Consider the following 17,528-nt stretch of genomic DNA (forward strand, 5'->3'; position numbering starts at 1 on the left):
ATGACAATCCATGTCTATCATGAACGAAGATTAAGAAGTTTTGAAAAGTTTTATTACAAGCTTTGGCTATTGACATCCCCTCCAATCCTTCCCGACCGATTGAGACAGCCTGGACTCAGCTTGATGTCCTCTGGCAGGCGGAACAATCTCTGGTACAAAAGGGGTTTGGGCATAACCGGCTGTCTCCGGCTTGGCAGATGCTGGTCCTGGGGGATGGCTCACCAACCCGTCACCTCCAACTGCTCACCGGCGAACCGACGGAGGTGGACGTCATTGATATGTCTCTGATTGGGTCCAACCTTGACCATGCCCCTGACTTGATTCAGGCGATTCCGGGGCCACGCCTGCGTCGTCAGGTTTGGTTGCGAACGGTCTCCGGTCAGCGCCTCGCCTACGCTACCTCTTGGTGGGAAGCCAGCCACGTTGATGAATACCTCCAGAATCGCTCGCTGCCGATCTGGGCCAGCTTGGGGCAGCTTCGGACAGAGCTGTACCGAGATATTCGAACCGTTTGCCTGGGCAGCTCCCCAGAGCTAGCGGCTGCCTTCGGTGAACAGGGGCCTTTTTGGGGACGATATTATTTGTTCTGGCACAATGGCCAACCCCTGACGCTGATTCATGAAGTCTTTTCACCCCACCTACAGAAATATTTAGGTCCCATGCATGGGCATCCAGAGCATTCTTAAGCACGGGTTAAAATGTGGACTGTTCTCAAACGGATAGGACCAAGCAGCGATGAAGTGGTGGCGACAGCTCAGCAGAAATGGACTGGCTCGATTCGGGGTTAGCGTTCTTTTAGTGCTTTATCTCGCCGTGATTGGGGCTGATTTTATTGCCCCCTATTCTGCCTGCGATACCGCCGCCATCAATCGAGGCATCTGTGAGCCGCAAACAGATGGGGCGCTGCTGCCCCCCACGCCAATTTACTGGAAAAATCAGCAGACCGGTGACTGGATTGGCCCCCACGTTTACCCCACGACCTTGGGGCCGATTGATCTGGAAACGGGCGACCGAGAACTGCTGGTCGACACTCAAAATCCGTCTCCCATTCGACCCTTTGTCAAAGGTTTTGCCTATAACGTCGCTCAAATTAGGCTACCGCTGCCAACCCGGTTCTCACTGTCAGACCCCAAGGTTGAGCCGGTGACGCTATTCCCTGGATTTAGGAGCGATCGCCATCTGTTTGGAGCCGTGGGGGAAGGCAAGATCAATCTCCTCGGCACCGATCAGCAGGCCCGCGATCAGTTCAGCCGTCTGCTCTACGGCGGTCGCATCAGTCTCAGTATTGGCATTGTCGGCGTGCTTATTTCTTTCCCGCTAGGGATGCTGGTGGGCGGCATCTCTGGTTATTTCGGCGGCTGGACCGATACGATCACAATGCGCCTAGTGGAAGTCCTGATGACCATCCCTAGTATTTATTTGCTGGTGGCTTTGGCGTCGGTGCTGCCGCCGAGCCTGTCCAGTAGCGATCGGTTTACGCTGATTATCTTGATTACCTCGTTCATTGGTTGGGCAGGCCTCGCACGGGTGATTCGCAACCAAGTGCTGTCAATTAAAGAACAGGAATATGTCCAGGCTTCAAAAGCAATGGGCGGGCGGCCTCTTTACATTATCCTTCGTCATGTATTGCCGCAGACGGCGACCTATGTGATTATTTCAGCAACCCTGAGCATTCCCGGCTTTATCGGTGCTGAGGCGGTCTTGAGCCTGATTGGCTTGGGGATTCAGCAGCCGGACCCTTCCTGGGGGAATATGCTGTCACTGGCTACCAACGCTTCTATTCTGGTGCTGCAACCCTGGTTGGTTTGGCCCCCGGCGGGCCTGCTTGTGATTACGGTGCTGTCCTTTAATCTGTTAGGCGATGCGCTACGTGACGTTTTAGATCCGCGTGGGTCGCAGTCGTAAAGTCTTGAACGATCGATAAATGACGTTGAATCTCCAAGCTGAAGAAGAACAGTCTCAAGCCAGCACTGAGAACGGTGATCAGAGTGAAAAAGTCCTCTGTCCCCACTGCCGACGCACGGCGACCAATGGCATCAAGTGTCAGGGGATTTGTATCGCAGACAGTGACTACTGATACATCAATCGAACAAGGTGGTTCCGATACTGAAAACGAGCGAGTAGAATTTGAAGTGCTTGCGGCGCTCTCAACTTGCCTCAGTTTTACTCCGTAGACACGTAGGGAAATACATGACCGAACCCATCTCTAAGATTATCTACACGCTGACTGATGAAGCGCCGGCTTTAGCCACCTACTCCTTACTTCCCATTATTAAGGTATTTACAGAGGCCACTAATGTTGCGATAGAAACAAGCGATATCTCGCTGGCGGGGCGGATCATTGCAAATTTCCCGGAGAGACTTGCTGAGGCGCAGCAGCAGCCCGATACTTTGACGCAGTTGGGCAATCTGGCAAAGACACCGGACGCAAACATTATTAAACTGCCCAATATCAGCGCTTCAGTTCCACAGCTAACGGCGGCGATTAAGGAGCTGCAGGGGCAAGGGTACGATATTCCAGATTATCCGGCGGATCCTAAAAATGAGGAAGAAGCATCCATCAAGATCCGGTATGCCAAGGTGCTTGGGAGCGCCGTCAATCCCGTTCTGCGAGAAGGGAATTCCGACCGGCGAGTGGCTGCGGCAGTGAAGCAGGATGCGCAAAAGAACCCTCACTCGGTAGGGGAATGGACAGCTGATTCGAGATCCCATGTGGCCCACATGGAAAGCGGAGACTTCTACGGTACGGAGCAATCGGTCGTCATTGAAAAACCCAGTCATGTCCGCATTGAGCTGGTGACGGAGGATGGCTCGACGACGGTTCTGAAAGAAAAAACGGCTGTTCTAGAAGGCGAAGTGATTGATGCTGCGGTGATGAGCGTCAAAGCACTGCGGGCCTTTTACGAAAAAGAAATCAATGCAGCGAAGGAAGAGGATATTCTGCTGTCGCTGCACGTCAAGGCGACGATGATGAAGGTCTCTGACCCAATTTTGTTCGGACATGCGGTGACCCTCTATTACCAAGATGTCTTTACGAAGTACGCTGATACCTTCACTGAACTGGGCGTCAACCCCAATAACGGTCTGGGTGATGTGTATGCCAAAATTCAGACGCTGCCCGATGAGCTGAGAGATGCGATCGCAACCGATCTAAAAGCCACCTATGAACACCGGCCCAGGCTGGCAATGGTCAACTCAGATCAAGGGATTACCAACCTACACGTCCCCAGCGACGTCATTATTGACGCCTCAATGGCGGCCTCCATTCGCACCTCCGGCAAAATGTGGGGACCGGACGGCAAAGCCCATGACACCAAAGCGATGATTCCCGATCGCTGTTACGCGACGATGTACCAAGAATGCATCAAATTTTGCCAAGAGAATGGCGCGTTTGATGTCACGACAATGGGGAACGTCGCCAACGTGGGCTTAATGGCTCAAAAAGCTGAAGAGTATGGTTCTCACGATAAAACCTTTGAAATTTCGGCACACGGAACGGTCCAGGTGGTTGACGCTGCAGGGCAAGTTCTGATGAAGCATCCCGTTGAAAAAGGGGATATCTGGCGCATGTGCCAAACCAAAGATCTGCCGATTCAGGACTGGGTAAAATTAGCGGTGAATCGTGCCCGAGCAACGGACTGCCCCACAATTTTCTGGCTGGATGAGAAACGTGCCCACGACGCCAATTTAATCGAAAAGGTCAATCGATATCTGTCTGACCATGACACAGAGGGATTGGACATCAAGATTCTGCCGCCCGTGCAGGCGATGCGCCTGACCTGTGAACAGATCAAGGCGGGGCAAGATGTGATCTCTGTGACCGGCAATGTCTTGCGTGACTACCTAACGGATCTATTCCCAATTTTGGAGTTGGGAACCAGCGCCAAGATGCTCTCGATTGTGCCGTTGCTGGCGGGCGGGGGTCTATTTGAAACGGGGGCTGGCGGCTCCGCGCCCAAGCATGTGCAGCAGTTCCTTGATGAAGGACATCTACGCTGGGATTCTTTGGGTGAGTTTTTGGCACTGGCGGTGACGTTAGAAGACGTGGGACGCAAGACGAATAATGAGGGCGCTTTGGTTTTGGCTGAAGCACTGAATCAGGCTAACGGTCAGTATTTAGAAAACGGTAAATCACCGTCACGCAAGGTCAATGAACGAGACAATCGCGGTAGCCATTTTTATCTGGCCCTCTATTGGGCACAGGCGCTGGCTCAGCAGGATAACAATGCCGAACTAAAGGATAAATTTAGCAAGCTGGCTCAGCATCTCAGCGAACAAGAAGCAACGATTGTAGACGAACTGAATGCCGCTCAGGGCAATCCCGTAGAAATTGGGGGATACTACCATCCTGATGCGGAAAGAACCAGTCAGGCCATGCGTCCGAGCGCTACGCTCAATAATGCGTTGACGTAATGTCGGTGGTCGACCATCGCAACAAAGGTTTGAAGCAAATTCCTAAAGATCGATATCAACGCTCTGATACGTCTACGTCCTCTCAAAGCACCTCCTGAAGCCACTCCGCAGCGTTCAGCGGCGGCCCCTGCACACGTCATCAATGGGTGACAACGTACAATGGGACATTGACTTGATCGCTGGGGAAAACAGTATGGATTTACCAGAACTGGAAACCTGCCTCGATAGTCCCGATCCGAAAGCTCGCATGAAGGCGATTACTGAGCTACGTGAATACGAGCCAGCTCAGGCTGTTCCACTGCTTAAGCGACGGATAGATGATGACAGGTTTATGATTCGCTCCTTCGTGGCAGCAGGATTGGGCACAAAACGAAATAGCGAAGGTTTCGAGCTGCTGCTCACGATGATTGACAAAGAAACAGACCACAACGTGATCGCTGAAGCCGCCAGTTCACTATCTAAATTTGGTCTTCAAGCCCTTCCTCATTTAGTGAAACTCTTTGAACAGCAAACGCACTGGCTGGTGCGAATTAGTATTTTGGCGGGTATGGAAGATCTTGACGACCCTGAAACCCTCCTGCATTTGTGCCGTTTGGGTCTCGATGGAAATGATCCCACAGTGAAGCTGGCTGCAATGGCCAATTTAGGTCGGCTCAAGGAAACGCCCCAAATGGCAGAAGCCCTGGATCTCGCCTGCCAGCTTGCCCAAGATACGGATGCATCCATTCGGGCACAGGCCGCTCGGCTGCTAAGACACCTTGGCGGTCCACGGGCAGAGAAAGCTTTAGGAGAATTAAGGCAGGATCCTGATTCTCAAGTCGTCAAAGCGATTCTTGAAGGGTTATTTTATTAGGACCGTTCAGACATCGATTCTCCTGCTCAGTATGCTACGCCTCAACGAAATCAAACTGCCGCTGGATCATTCTGAAGCAGCGCTGCAAAAAGCCATCCTCAAAAAGCTGTCTATTCCTGAGGCGGACTTGAGCCGGTACACCATCTTCAAGCGCAGCTATGATGCCCGCAAGAAGAGCAAAATTCTACTGGTGTACATCGTTGATGTTGAGACGCCTAAGGAAAAAGCTTTACTCAAGCAGTTTAAGAAAGATCCTCATGTCACCCTGACGCCAGATATGGCCTATCGAATGGTGACGGCGGCACCCGATGACCAGGATTTGCGGCCAGTCGTGATCGGCACCGGGCCGTGTGGCATGTTTGCAGGGTTGCTGCTAGCCCAAATGGGCTTCCGTCCGATTTTGCTGGAGCGCGGTAAATCGGTGCGCGAACGCAGTGTTGATACGTTTGGGTTTTGGCTCAAAAAACGCCTCAACCCTGAATCAAACGCGCAGTTTGGCGAAGGCGGCGCAGGCACGTTCTCCGATGGCAAACTCTACAGTCAGGTCAGAGACCGGAAGCACTACGGGCGCAAGGTACTAACCGAGCTGGTCAAGGCAGGCGCTTCGCCAGAAATTTTATACATTAACAAGCCCCATATCGGTACCTATCGTCTGGTCAAGATTGTGCAAAATCTGCGCGCCAAAATTGAGGCGTTGGGGGGTGAGATTCGCTTCCAGTGTCGGGTCAAAGATATTGAGATCGAACAGGGGCAGGTGCGGGGAGTGATGCTAGAGAATGGGGAGGTTATTGCTTGCCGCCATGTTGTCCTCGCGGTTGGCCACAGTGCCCGAGATACCTTTGAGATGCTGCACAAACGGGGCGTATACATCGAAGCGAAGCCCTTCTCGATTGGCTTTCGGATTGAGCATCCGCAATCGTTAATCGATCGCTGTCGCTTTGGTGAACAGGCCGGACATGAGCGGCTTGGCTCTGCGGATTATAAGCTAGTCCATCACTGTCAAAATGGGCGGTCGGTCTATAGCTTTTGCATGTGTCCCGGCGGGAAAGTCGTGGCAGCGGCCTCTGAACCGGGACGGTTGGTGACCAACGGCATGAGCGAATATGCTCGGGATGAATCCAACGCCAACAGCGCCATTGTGGTAGGCATTACTCCCGAAGATTATCCTGATGGACCGCTAGCGGGTATTGAGCTGCAGCGATCTTTAGAAAAGCGGGCCTTTGAATTGGGTGGCGGCACCTACGAAGCACCAGGACAGTTAGTGGGCGATTTTCTGGCCGGTCGGCCTTCTGCTGATTTTGGTGCGGTGTACCCGTCCTATAAGCCGGGGGTGAAGCTGGGAGATTTAGAGGGGAGTTTGCCTAGGTTTGCGATCGCATCCCTCAAAGAGGCCATCTTGGCCTTCGACAAAAAGATCCACGGGTTCGCCATGAACGACGCTGTTTTGACCGGCATCGAAACCCGGACCTCATCCCCTATCCGCATTAAGCGCAATCAGAACTATCAGAGCCTCAATACAGTGGGACTCTATCCTGCCGGAGAAGGAGCCGGATATGCAGGAGGGATTTTGTCTGCGGGAATAGACGGCATCAAAGTTGCGGAAGCTGTTGCATTGAGTCATTGGTCAAAGCCTCTTGAAGAGGCTTGATGACGGGACAAGGTGGAAGGACTTGGAGCGAATCCTGACGCTGCCAATCAAAGGTATGCCATATAAAGGGGGCCTTCTGAGCAGCTGACATCCACAGCAGCCGTTTGGCTCGGGTCATGGCCACATAAAGGAGCCGGAACTCCTCGGCAATCTTGAGGTCACTGGCCTGCTGCCAAGCCTGATCAATGTCAGGGATGGGCTGCCCATGAACCAGCGCTCGAATCTGAGCCCGCGCGACCTCTGCCAACGTAAAGCCCCCCAAAAACTTGCTGGTTTCCGGCACCCACAGCTCCCCCGGAATCACCCGCTCATGAAGAAACGGCAGGAAAACGTAATCCCAATCTAAGCCCTTGGCTTTATGCATGGTGATGATGGTCAGCCGACCTTTTTTAAGGTAGGGGTTGGTCTCCTCTCGAGTCTTGCCGCTCTCAGAGGTCTCTTCAACCTCCACCGGTTCAAAGCGTTCGGTACTCACAAGTTCCTGAAGGGCAGGCAGCGTGGTTGCCATCGTGGCTGCACCCTCCGTCAGCGAAAACAGTCGGCTCGATAGCTTATCAGCGGTTGCTAATTCTGCGGGATCATAGTGCAGGGCCAAGGCCGAAAACGAGATCAGTTGATAGTGGGGCAGTTCCCAGCGAGCGCGGAGTAATTTCGCACACAGGTTGCGAGCCTGCCGCACGGTTTCAGCCTGGGCTGGTTCGAGGGGGCCGGGATAGAGAAACTGCTCGGGTCGGCTGGCAAGGCGGTTGATTTCTTGGGCTGGAATCAGTTGGCGATCGAGAAATAGCGTTAGGGCTGCTTTGAGATAGGCCGGTGAATGGGGGCGAGCTAAAAACTTCAGCAGCGTTAACATCTCAGCTGGGATATGGGATCTGCGATCGCGACTCCCTACATCAAACACTTCAATCTCGTGGGCGGCTAAATCACAGGACAGCCCATACCGTTCTGGATCGCTCAAAAGCTCTGCAATAAAGCGCCCTTGCTTGTTCTCTCGTACTAAGACTGCCGCATTGCGATCTGAACCTTGTATAAACAACTCGATCACCCGCTGACCGAGCAAATCCACCGTTTTATATACATCGTTAGGGCGCACAATTTCTAAACCTTGCCCCTCAGGCTCAGGATTAGCATTCGGCTGTGGATCATCAAGAGGAACCGGATGAATAGCCTGCTCTGTGAAGGGAAGCTCAGTCCCCGCTAGCCCCGACTCATTCACCCACCGCAGCATATGATTTGCCGCTTCCATAATGATCGGGGCACTCCGGCCCGCCTGATCCATCGTGTGTTGAGGGTTATGGCGGCAGAACTCCCGGAAAAAGATCGGATCAGCAGGCGTAAAGGTGGAGTTAATCGCCTGATTTGGATCGCCAACGCGGACGAGGTTCAGGCCATTCGGCGTTTCTGAAAGGATTTCTAGCAGTTGAGTTTGGAGCGGGGTAGAGTCTTGAGCTTCATCTTCAAAGACAGCAAAGACCTGTTGATGCCAAAAGGCTTTGGCCTGCGGATCGTTAAGCACCCGCAGCGCCGCTAAAATCATGTCGTCGTAGTCAATCCGCTGCTGAGCCTGGAGCAGATCTTGGTAGCGTTCGTAGAGACCGGATGCTATAGCAACCACCGGCAAATCATCTCGAATATCCTGAGCCACAGCATAAAGAGCCTGAGGCGAAAGTCCGGAGCTTTTGGCCTCACGCACGGCAATCTCGGCTAAAGCAGGCAGCACGTCGGTACGTAAAACAGACTGACGGCGTAAACGCTCAGTTTCTTCACCATCAAAGGAACCTTGCTCCATCAAAAGCTGGTAGAGGGGCCGATGATCGATCACCCACTGATCCACACAGCGGCGAATCAGCTCATGGCGACGGCTGGGGGAAACCAGCGTAATTTGGTCCAAACGCAGCCCCGAAAGCTGAGGATGACGGCTAGCAATGTTGAGGGCTAGCCCGTGCAGAGTGTGAACAATGAACCCACCTAGCGGCTGGTTTAGATCGCGCAGATGCCTACGAATTTGGTGCTTGAGGTTCGCAGCAGCAGAACGCGTAAAGGTAACTAACACCAGTTGACGAGAGCGATTGAGGCGATTTTGAGACAGTGCAATAGCCGCCGCCGCCGCCATTCCATAAGATTTCCCTGCACCCGGTACGGCGGACACAGCAAGAGGACCGCTTTGCCAGTCTGCGAGCGATCTCTGACCAGGCCGCAGCGAGTTTTTCAGATGTTCTAGTTTTAGGTTGAGATCTTCCAAGAATTTGAGAACAAGATTTTTCGATTGAGAGTCGTCCAACCCATCACGATTGAACAGAATGCAGCGTCATATCAGTAAACATCATCGTACCTTTCCCGATAGGTTCTTTTCGTCTGTCCGAGACTTAGATCCCCAGCCAGCAGATCAATGCCATCAATAATCTCAGGAATTTGATCAGCCTCGACCTGAAGCCCTTTAAAACACCGCTCTCGGTAAGTCTCTCTTTCTTGGAAATGTTGAATTGATGCTTTTAGAGGACGTATAACCTCATAGGCATTCTCCGCTTTATTAATCGCAGCGGCTGGGATTGAAGACTGTAGCCTCAAAATAGCTAGGTCAATGAGATCTCTAGATTCAACACTACTGTCCAGATAACGATCAGAATTCGCCAGTAATTTAGAGGTGAAACAATCGCTCAAACTCAAACAAGCAACAGGGGACCAATCTAGATATCTAGGCGGATCAAGCTCAAAGCGGCCTTCTACAATAATTTCAGTTCTGATTGACTCACTATCGACGTTAATGACCATGCGAATCCCGTACTGATCGGCGGTTCCGCGTCCAATCTGCACTCGATTCTGGTCTCGAAATAGCGCCCGATAACCACTCTCAAAGATAAGGCTGCGAAGGTACTTATAGCCGACAGAAGAGATTGGGCAGAGAAAATCAACATCTTTACTCCAGCGATATTCTCCCAGATCAAGAGTTAAAAGCGTCCCGCCCCCAAAATAAGCTGTATTGTCTCTCAGTACATCAGCATCTAAGCTGTCAAGAATTGTCAGGATCTTATTATGATGATCCAGTTTGAAAGTCATAGCTCAGGCTGCAGCCAAGATTTATACTGCTGAGCAAGTCTTTTCAAAAACGCTAGCTCATCACCCTCCAAATTGTTGAAGAGGGTTCGGTATCGCCAACCTCTTTCATAGCGACTCAACATTTGCTCAGGCGTCAGCCGATACACATTGCCGGTTTGCCAGCAGATAGCTTCCAAAAAAGGTAGATGCTCTGGAGTAGATGTGTGGCTTGTGCTTTCTGTAGATGTCATCATAGTTCCCATCTTATCTATTACCGCTCCTTATAGAGGGTAAGCGGGAGACAGAATAGCAATCATGCAGAAAGGAACCTGCAAAAAGGCCGGAAGATTTACCCCCCGGCCCTCAATCTAGTCTGCATTATGGCTACTAGTGAGCAACTGATTGAGATGACTCGGCTTCAGTCGCGACAACCTCAACCGTGACGGAAGGCTCCATCGGCACTTCGACGGGGGCAGTCGCTTGGGCATACCAAGCTTTAGCAACCTTCACCTTATGTTTTGCCGCACCGTAGCGATCGCCATAGTTCTTCGTCAAAGTGGCATCTATCGTCGCCGCCTCAGACTTGAGCCAAGGGAATAACCTAGCTTTAACGGTGCCGGCAAAGGAGAGGAGCAAAGACCGTAGCGTCGTGGGTAAGTCAGGGCTACCAGGCTTATCCGTCCAGGCATCGTTAATTTTGGTCCCGGTATCTTTAAGGTTATCAACCACCGTTGACGACAGCTCCTGTGCGAGAGGCTTCATCACTTCCGTGCCAGACTGAAGCTCTGTTTTAGTTTCAACAAAAGCTGTTTTAAAAATGGTGCCAATACGGTTTAATCTCGTGCTGCCTTCTGTTCTGAACTGGGTCCAATTATCAGTTGTCGGGACAGTATTATTCATGGTTTGAGTTTGAGCTTGAGCTTGAGAATCAGTCATTTGTGGGGTGCTATCAGTAGCCATCATTAGATTAGTTCTCCAAAGAAAGAGTCGAATTTTACTTTGTCCTTAATGCCAGACGATATAATTTGCACACACTACATAACCATTCTCCTGAACACTCGTCACTCAAATTTTTTCTAGCCAACGGATACAGCTTCAACGTCTATAACGCTTTCGGTCGCGGCCACGCTCGTCTTGCTTCCCTTCTTATCTTTCACCCTCTCCATCATCATTTGAGAGACCTCTGCAATCAGAAGTGAAGCTAGTAAACCATCATCAATCCATCCTAGACCCGGCAAGAAGTCAGGCGAAATATCAAGGGGACTGACGAGATAAAATAGCGTCCCTAGAATAACTACCCAGCGGTACTTCGTATGCCGAATTGCATTCCGATAACCTTCTTGAAAACTCTGCCAAAGGGATTGGTTCTTCATCTCAGTTCCAGCTCATCAACAACCTCATAATCTCAGTTTTATCTGAAATCGTCAGGTGTTGATCCCCTATCCTTTAGTCGTAGTAATACACCGAATAGACCGTATACGGTTAGCCGAATCTCTCAATTCAACCTCTAGGCTGTTGCGCCTTTTGAACTGTTTCCCATCAAAGATGCTCGTTATTATTTACAAGCAAAGAATATGAGCTAGTGAGAGTTATATTCTGATACTCGTGCACAAGATATGGCTAAAAACTATCTTGTTGATACAAGGCTTTAACGATCCTCGCTCTATAATTAGAGCTTATGGAGCAATGAAGCATCACTTTTTTGATTGATGTTCTTCCTGATCAGCTTTGAAACAAGTTAGTCGCAGTACTTCACGGCTCTTGACGCCCTTAGGAAAAGAAGCGTAAGCGGCTGGGCATCCCTGCACTGAGTCATGATTAAAACCCAGATCCGTACGACCACTAAGCCACTCATCCGCTGCACGGGCTGTAAGAGTAGGATGGTCCGACCGTCACGAACCAGAGGAATCCTGCGTTGGATCCTTTCACGCTTTGGCTTAAAACCCTATCGCTGCCTCTACTGTGGAAGAAGATTTTTCAAATCACCTTGACTCATCTAAGACATAGGGAGAATGGTTGGGCAAGTCTACAGTGGGGAGCAAATTCACTGTAGCCCCTCAAACAGAAAGCCTTACTGAAGATCCTGCAAGGAACTCAGGAAGATCCCTCCCCCCCCAACAGCAAGAACCAAAATAGTGATCAGCTCGAAGGCAGACATGGGAGCCAATCGAAAATTAATGCTAGCAATCACCCCAAACAACAACATCAACAGAGAAGCCGTTGCCAATAACCAGCCCAAAAAATTTTTCGAGTTGTAGAAAATCAAACCAATGCCAAAAATAAATGGGACCAAAACCATGCCACTGGTTAGACTCAAATCCCCAATCCGATAGAGGCTATAGCCCATCGAAAAATTATTCACAATTTTAATTGAGCTAAGGAATAGGTAGCCACCGGCAATCATCATTGCCAGTCCGAGAAAGAAGCGCCCCACTCCTCCCCTTGTCCCCCCCGCTCCTCGATTAGACATGCAGCATAGATCCCTTGGCGTTCTCGATACAGCGTAGGACAAAATCTGACGGTATGGCGGTATACGTATTGATTAGAACATTAAAATGACTGGAATCCATCTGTGCCAGAGAAGGGCTGCCCTAACTCAGCCGGGTACTGCTATAAGCTAGAGACAATACTGACGTTTAAATATTTCGTGAAGCTTGAATCCGTTGTTCCCTACCACACCTGCCATCACAGGATGAAAACGGGTGACGTTATCGTTTTCTCTACCGATGATTTGCCCTCAACGGTGGTTAAAGTCGCCACCCGTTCAGAATACGTTCATACTGCAATTGTTCTGTTCACCCATCAAGAGCAAACCTCAGCGGGTTCCGTCGTCATTGCTGAATCCCATGTTGATGCCAATCGCCCTAGTCTGGGCACCGGGGAAAAAATTATGGGTGCCCAACACCAATGGCTTGAACATCGGCTGAAGGCTAAAGGGAAGGTTTGGTGGCTACCGCTCAAGGTACCCTTGGTCAATGATCAGCGACTGCGGCTGCAACATTGGCTCCAGGAGATCGAGGCTCAGCAGGTTCCCTATGACTTTGGTCAGGTGGCTGGAGCAGCTCTAGATATGGGGGACACAATGGGTTTAGAAAACACCCCGGATGACAAGGCTCTATTTTGCTCGGAATTAGTGACCCGCGCACTCCAAATTGCAGGCGTTGTGGAATCACACATCAATGCTGCAGAACAGGTCCCAGCCGACATTATCCAGTTTCCCTGCTTTCAACCACCAGTCTTGATCAAGTCCTAGCCACCCTTGTCAATTAGTTTTGAATCGCTCCATCAGACGAGAGAGCTAAGCAGCTCATCGACTATTTCTAGACAAGCTGAGTCAGGAGTTTCTGAAGATGCTGTTCTAATTGATCTAGAGCAGCATCTGGCACAACTCGGTCAATATCGTGAATCATCCAGTACTCAATACTTGTTTCCCAAGCTGGGAACTGTTGCTGCATCAAAGGACGATGCTCAGAGGCATCAATCGCAATCACCTTTTGCGCAGCAACAAAATCAGCCTCATTCACAGACTGGGGATAGCGGAGATCGGTGGGTAAAGAGATTCCGTATTTGAGTAGCCTCGCCCTCGCATATTTGGAAATCGGTCCTACATTATTGCTGTCGGGCCTGACGGCTAGGCCTCGAGAATCAGCCCGCCAGTCACTCGACCGCTTCTCAGCCCAGTGATTGAACAGGTATTCTGAGAAGCGGCTGCGATAATAGTTTCCAGTGCAGAGAAATAAGACGGTGCGCATGATTTAATCCCAAGACCCTATCCCAGTATGACCATGATTGGGATTGTTGGGGTTAAGGAGCGCTGGTATGAAGTGTCATTGCGATTCCCCTTGGTCAAAAGATATCCACGTAGACGAGGACGCGATCTCGTTAAAAATAGTTTCAGGCAGGACCACGGAGAGATCAGGGGGTTAGCATCTTCACTTTGGTCATTTGATCACGGATCTGCTGATAGAGTTCCGGATCTTTCTGCTGTTGTGCCAACATTGCCGCCTCCTGAAGGTCGTCAAGCGCAGCCTGTTTTTCCTTTAGCGCTGTATGGGCCAACCCACGCTGATAGTAGGCCTCTGCGTCTTCGGGAGAAAGCTGAATCACGCGAGTATAGTCTTGGGCTGCTCCCTCATAATTGCTTTGCCGCAGGCGCAGCGACCCTCGGTTTCGGTAGGCAAGGGCATCATTCGGGGCCGTTGCGATCGCATCTCCATAATCCCTCAGTGCTCCTTCAAGATCTTCTTGTTGTTCCCGAGCGACCCCACGATTGTTGTAAGCCCGAGACTGATTCGCATCTAGCTTAATAGCCTGGGTATAGTCCTCAATGGCCTGCTGATGTTTGCCCAGCCGGTCAAGCACATCCCCCCGATCGATGAAGAAGTCTGCGTCTTCAGCAGAAACTTGAATGGCGCGGCTATAGTCTCTCAGCGCACCCTTAGGATTTTCTGCAGCCCTAAGCAAAGCCCGATTGTAGTAAACCAGTGCATAGTCAGATTCACGGGAGGCTTGAGGATAAAGCTTGACGGCCCGATCATAATCTCGGCGGGCCTGCGTTGCCTTATCTAAGTTAGCGTAGGCTAAGCCACGAGCCGCATGAGCCAGGGCATCATTGGAGTTGAGAGCAATAGCCTGCGTGTAGTCTTCAATCGCCTTTTGATATTGACCTAAGGTGCTGTGGACTAGCCCGCGACTGCGGTAGGCAGCCGCATAGTTAGGGCTGAGAGCAATGGCCTGGGTAAAGCTTGCAATTGCATCCTGTTCTTTCCCTAGCCGCCTGAGGACACCGCCACGATTGTTGTAGGCCAAGTGAGTGAACAAGTTTCTCTCTGTGCTGCGCTCAATCGCATAGGTATAGTCCGCAATTTTCTTTGCCGGATCGTCCTGCGTAACACCTCGGTTATAGTAAGCACGCGCTTGGGTTGAATCTAAATCTAGGGCCTTTGTATAGTCAGCCAGAGAAAGTCGCGAATTCCCCGCATAGTCGTGGGCCGTGCCGCGTTCAATATACACAGATACATTCTGAGGATCGAGTTCTAGGGCTTTTGTATAGTTTGAGATCGCAGCCGAATAGTCTCCTTGCGATCGATACATTTGCCCCAATAACCAATAGCTTTCATGATCTTTCACATTCAGCGTCGTTGCCTGCAAAAGATCTTCAATGGCATCCGCAGATTTGTCTAACGCAACGTAGAAACGTCCTCGACCGGCATATGCCGCAGCATCTTTTGGGTTCTGTTTTAGATCCTGAGTGTAGGCCCAGACTGACTTTTGAGGCTCAAAGCCAACGCAGTCTAACCCACTGAGATAGTAGCGTGACACCAGCCTCGGTCGTAACTGAATCGCTTGAGCAAAGTCAGCAAATCCAGCTTCAGTCTGACGCTGGGTCACATGAACAATGCCCCGCAAAAAATAGGCGTCAGCGTCCTGAGGATCTTGCTGAATTATCTGCGTCAGAGCCATCAGAGCCGTAGAGTATTCGCCTCGGCGATAGGATCGCTCAGCCTTGCGGATAGAGCCTTTCGAGCCGCGTGCGATCAAAGTGGGCTGGGCTAAGACTGGAAGACTTAAGCCACTGGTTAACAGCAATGACGCCCCTAGAACAGAACCCATCAGAGTTCTGAGGTGGCGGTTCCCCCTCGATTTCAAAATCATGATGCCCCTAGTTGAAGTCGATAGACTAAGATTCCCCAGCTCCTAGCCTAGCCTTAGCCGCGCTGGCTGTCATGGTTCAGGATTCAGCCGTCAGATTTTGATTTTCTCAGAGTGTTTCCAATCGCCATTTTGTACGAGAGTATGGACCTGCCATTTATCTACCGTCTCCGGGTAGTCCAGCCGATAGTGTCCCCCTCGACTTTCGGTGCGGAATAGGGCACTTCTGAGAATCAGATCGGCAATATCTAACAGGTTCTCTGTTTCAGCCCAGAGACGTAGCTCGGCGTCTGCCAAAGAAACTGAAACTGATTGTCCTGGCGGCAGATCATGGATGGCTTGACTCAGGGGAAGCCGCTCAAACGGCTGTCGCCAGGTTTTGATCTTTGCGATCGCATCTTTCATCACCGCTTCAGTCCGACAAATCCCAGCGCTATCCCACACCAGCGTCGGGAGCTGCTGCCGTAAGTCCATGATCAAGGGGGCCTGAGCCTCCCAATCGGTCTCCAAGCTTTCGGTCACCTGGGGCAAAGGACTCTCTGATCCTGTTGGGGAAACATTTAGGCAAGAGAATTGCGCGCCAAAGACCAAACATTCCAATAGGGAATTACTCGCTAGGCGGTTTGCACCATGCACCCCCGTACTGGCTACTTCACCCACAGAATAAAGCCCCGGAATCGTCGTTTGTGCATCCAGCTTGGTCGTGATGCCCCCCATCCAATAGTGGGCTGCCGGAGACACCGGAATCGGCTGCTCAAAAACATTAATGCCCCACTGCTGGCAAACCTCAATGATTTTAGGAAATCGCCGTTGAATTTTTTCCGAGGGAATGTCTCTCAGATCCAACGAGACCGATTCTTCGGGCCGTTCCTTGAGATGCATGAAGATGGAGCGGCTGACAATGTCACGGGGAGCCAGCTCTCCGCGCGGATCATAATCAAACATAAACCGCCGATTCTCAGCATCCGTTAGGTAGGCACCCTCTCCCCGTACCGCTTCGCTAATCAAAAATCGAGGGGCTCCGGGCACCGTCAACGCAGTGGGATGGAATTGAAAAAACTCTAGGTCTCTTATCTGAGCGCCGGAGCGAGATGCGATCGCAAGTCCATCCCCTGTACTCAGCACCGGATTTGTCGTTTGGGAAAACACCTGACCGCCGCCACCGGTTGCCAACACCACCGCATCGGCCCTCACCCAGTCAATCCGTCCCTGGGCCAGCAAACAGCACCCCTGGCAAACCTGAGTCAGAGGATGAAGCCACAGGCTGAGCGTAAACGTCTCCGTCAGCACCCGAATATTGTCCCGTGCCCACACCTGAGCCGTCAGCGTTTTAATCAGAGCTCGTCCCGTTGTATCCGCCGCATGAAGAACCCGAGCCCGAGAATGCGCCGCCTCCAGCGTCGCCGCCAATTGATTATCCTGACGACGATCAAAGGCAATCCCCATCTCCAGCAGCGCCTCTACCTGTGCCGGAGCCTCCTCCACCAAGAAGTCCACCGCCGCTCGATCACACAGTCCCGCCCCCGCCAGCAACGTATCCTGCGCATGAAGCTGCGGAGAATCATCAGATTGGAACGCCGCTGCAATTCCCCCCTGCGCCCAGTCACTCGCAGAGAAGGTTAAATTATCTTTCGTTACCAAAGCAACCCGAAGCGACGGCGGTAGCGACAGTGCCGTGTACAAGCCCGCCGCTCCACCGCCAATGATCAAGACGTCGTAGCGCGAATGAGAGCGATGGTCACAAGAATAGGCCAAGGTTCAACCCAGTCAATCACAAGAAGGCAAAAGTAATGCCCCCTGCCCAAAATGAACGAACGTTCACCTCGAAAATTGACAGAGAGCAGTAGCTTGAAACTAGCGTAGAAAGCTAAAGAAGTAATGCTGCACCAATGCGGTGGCGCAGCTAATTTTTAATCGCCAGTAGCG

At 51.4% G+C, this 17,528-nt stretch carries 16 protein-coding genes; 7 read left to right on the forward strand and 9 right to left on the reverse strand.

Features of this window, described 5'->3' with window-relative positions; all coding sequences use genetic code 11:
* Nucleotides 1–62 precede the first annotated feature (62 nt).
* The 6 genes from C1752_RS00150 (at nt 63) to C1752_RS00170 (ending at nt 6,914) form a co-directional block, all read left to right on the forward strand.
* Complete coding sequence (locus tag C1752_RS00150) at nt 63–686, forward strand: chorismate lyase (RefSeq protein WP_110984025.1); 624 nt, start codon at nt 63–65, stop codon at nt 684–686.
* Between the two features lie 49 nt (nt 687–735).
* The gene (locus C1752_RS00155; RefSeq protein WP_110984026.1) at nt 736–1,905 is read left to right on the forward strand and encodes an ABC transporter permease; all 1,170 of its coding nucleotides are present in this window, start codon (nt 736–738) and stop codon (nt 1,903–1,905) included.
* Nucleotides 1,906–1,924: 19 nt separating this feature from the next.
* On the forward strand, nt 1,925–2,077 hold the full coding sequence (locus tag C1752_RS28830) for a DUF8639 family protein (RefSeq protein WP_199464233.1): 153 nt from the start codon (nt 1,925–1,927) through the stop codon (nt 2,075–2,077).
* Nucleotides 2,078–2,190: 113 nt separating this feature from the next.
* The gene (locus tag C1752_RS00160; protein WP_110984027.1) at nt 2,191–4,413 is read left to right on the forward strand and encodes an NADP-dependent isocitrate dehydrogenase; all 2,223 of its coding nucleotides are present in this window, start codon (nt 2,191–2,193) and stop codon (nt 4,411–4,413) included.
* A 142-nt stretch (nt 4,414–4,555) separates the two neighbouring features.
* Nucleotides 4,556–5,266, forward strand: coding sequence for a HEAT repeat domain-containing protein (locus C1752_RS00165; protein ID WP_233501237.1), 711 nt, complete (start codon nt 4,556–4,558; stop codon nt 5,264–5,266).
* A 31-nt stretch (nt 5,267–5,297) separates the two neighbouring features.
* Nucleotides 5,298–6,914, forward strand: a complete 1,617-nt coding sequence (locus C1752_RS00170) for an NAD(P)/FAD-dependent oxidoreductase (protein WP_110984028.1) — start codon at nt 5,298–5,300, stop codon at nt 6,912–6,914.
* On the opposite strand, the gene C1752_RS00175 is transcribed toward C1752_RS00170, so the two are convergent.
* From C1752_RS00175 to C1752_RS00200, 6 genes are all read right to left on the reverse strand, one after another.
* Nucleotides 6,856–9,156 (reverse strand): ATP-dependent helicase, encoded by a 2,301-nt coding sequence (locus C1752_RS00175; RefSeq protein ID WP_199464234.1) that lies wholly within the window; start codon nt 9,154–9,156, stop codon nt 6,856–6,858. The genes C1752_RS00170 and C1752_RS00175 overlap by 59 nt on opposite strands.
* A gap of 71 nt (nt 9,157–9,227) precedes the next feature.
* Entirely contained in the window at nt 9,228–9,971 is a 744-nt protein-coding gene (locus tag C1752_RS00180; protein ID WP_110984030.1) for a nucleotidyl transferase AbiEii/AbiGii toxin family protein, read from the reverse strand.
* Nucleotides 9,968–10,204 (reverse strand): hypothetical protein, encoded by a 237-nt coding sequence (locus C1752_RS00185; RefSeq protein ID WP_110984031.1) that lies wholly within the window; start codon nt 10,202–10,204, stop codon nt 9,968–9,970. Before C1752_RS00185 ends, C1752_RS00180 begins: the two co-directional genes overlap by 4 nt.
* 133 nt (nt 10,205–10,337) lie before the next feature.
* A complete protein-coding gene (locus tag C1752_RS00190; RefSeq protein WP_146242248.1) occupies nt 10,338–10,886 on the reverse strand; it encodes a hypothetical protein in 549 nt (182 codons plus the stop codon).
* A gap of 140 nt (nt 10,887–11,026) precedes the next feature.
* Entirely contained in the window at nt 11,027–11,323 is a 297-nt protein-coding gene (locus tag C1752_RS00195; protein ID WP_110984033.1) for a YkvA family protein, read from the reverse strand.
* Nucleotides 11,324–12,021: 698 nt separating this feature from the next.
* Complete coding sequence (locus tag C1752_RS00200; protein WP_110984034.1) at nt 12,022–12,420, reverse strand: hypothetical protein; 399 nt, start codon at nt 12,418–12,420, stop codon at nt 12,022–12,024.
* A gap of 177 nt (nt 12,421–12,597) precedes the next feature.
* Here C1752_RS00200 and C1752_RS00205 point away from each other — a divergent pair, with 177 nt between their 5' ends.
* Nucleotides 12,598–13,203 carry a hypothetical protein gene (locus tag C1752_RS00205; RefSeq protein WP_146242249.1) on the forward strand — a complete coding sequence of 202 codons (606 nt, stop codon included), beginning with the start codon at nt 12,598–12,600 and terminating at the stop codon, nt 13,201–13,203.
* Nucleotides 13,204–13,270: 67 nt separating this feature from the next.
* Here C1752_RS00205 and C1752_RS00210 read toward each other — a convergent pair whose 3' ends face one another.
* The 3 genes from C1752_RS00210 to nadB all read right to left on the reverse strand — a co-directional run bounded on the left by C1752_RS00210 (nt 13,271) and on the right by nadB (nt 17,357).
* On the reverse strand, nt 13,271–13,702 hold the full coding sequence (locus tag C1752_RS00210; RefSeq protein WP_110984036.1) for an arsenate-mycothiol transferase ArsC: 432 nt from the start codon (nt 13,700–13,702) through the stop codon (nt 13,271–13,273).
* A gap of 163 nt (nt 13,703–13,865) precedes the next feature.
* The gene (locus C1752_RS00215) at nt 13,866–15,563 is read right to left on the reverse strand and encodes a tetratricopeptide repeat protein (protein WP_158534973.1); all 1,698 of its coding nucleotides are present in this window, start codon (nt 15,561–15,563) and stop codon (nt 13,866–13,868) included.
* A gap of 132 nt (nt 15,564–15,695) precedes the next feature.
* Nucleotides 15,696–17,357 (reverse strand): L-aspartate oxidase, encoded by a 1,662-nt coding sequence (gene nadB, locus C1752_RS00220; protein WP_110984038.1) that lies wholly within the window; start codon nt 17,355–17,357, stop codon nt 15,696–15,698.
* Between the last annotated feature and the right edge of the window lie 171 nt (nt 17,358–17,528).

It is taken from the genome of Acaryochloris thomasi RCC1774, from assembly GCF_003231495.1.
Classification (GTDB): Bacteria; Cyanobacteriota; Cyanobacteriia; order Thermosynechococcales; family Thermosynechococcaceae; genus RCC1774.

Excerpts from the sequence above, each read along its gene's own strand:
- C1752_RS00160 (WP_110984027.1), top strand. The coding sequence starts at position 2,191 with ATGACCGAACCCATCTCTAAGATTATCTACACGCTGACTGATGAAGCG.
- C1752_RS00170 (WP_110984028.1), top strand. The coding sequence starts at position 5,298 with ATGCTACGCCTCAACGAAATCAAACTGCCGCTGGATCATTCTGAAGCA.
- C1752_RS00155 (WP_110984026.1), top strand. The coding sequence starts at position 736 with ATGAAGTGGTGGCGACAGCTCAGCAGAAATGGACTGGCTCGATTCGGG.
- C1752_RS00215 (WP_158534973.1), bottom strand. The coding sequence starts at position 15,563 with ATGGGTTCTGTTCTAGGGGCGTCATTGCTGTTAACCAGTGGCTTAAGT.
- C1752_RS00185 (WP_110984031.1), bottom strand. The coding sequence starts at position 10,204 with ATGATGACATCTACAGAAAGCACAAGCCACACATCTACTCCAGAGCAT.
- C1752_RS00210 (WP_110984036.1), bottom strand. The coding sequence starts at position 13,702 with ATGCGCACCGTCTTATTTCTCTGCACTGGAAACTATTATCGCAGCCGC.
- C1752_RS00165 (WP_233501237.1), top strand. The coding sequence starts at position 4,556 with ATGGGTGACAACGTACAATGGGACATTGACTTGATCGCTGGGGAAAAC.
- C1752_RS00195 (WP_110984033.1), bottom strand. The coding sequence starts at position 11,323 with ATGAAGAACCAATCCCTTTGGCAGAGTTTTCAAGAAGGTTATCGGAAT.
- C1752_RS28830 (WP_199464233.1), top strand. The coding sequence starts at position 1,925 with ATGACGTTGAATCTCCAAGCTGAAGAAGAACAGTCTCAAGCCAGCACT.
- C1752_RS00200 (WP_110984034.1), bottom strand. The coding sequence starts at position 12,420 with ATGTCTAATCGAGGAGCGGGGGGGACAAGGGGAGGAGTGGGGCGCTTC.
- C1752_RS00190 (WP_146242248.1), bottom strand. The coding sequence starts at position 10,886 with ATGACTGATTCTCAAGCTCAAGCTCAAACTCAAACCATGAATAATACT.
- C1752_RS00180 (WP_110984030.1), bottom strand. The coding sequence starts at position 9,971 with ATGACTTTCAAACTGGATCATCATAATAAGATCCTGACAATTCTTGAC.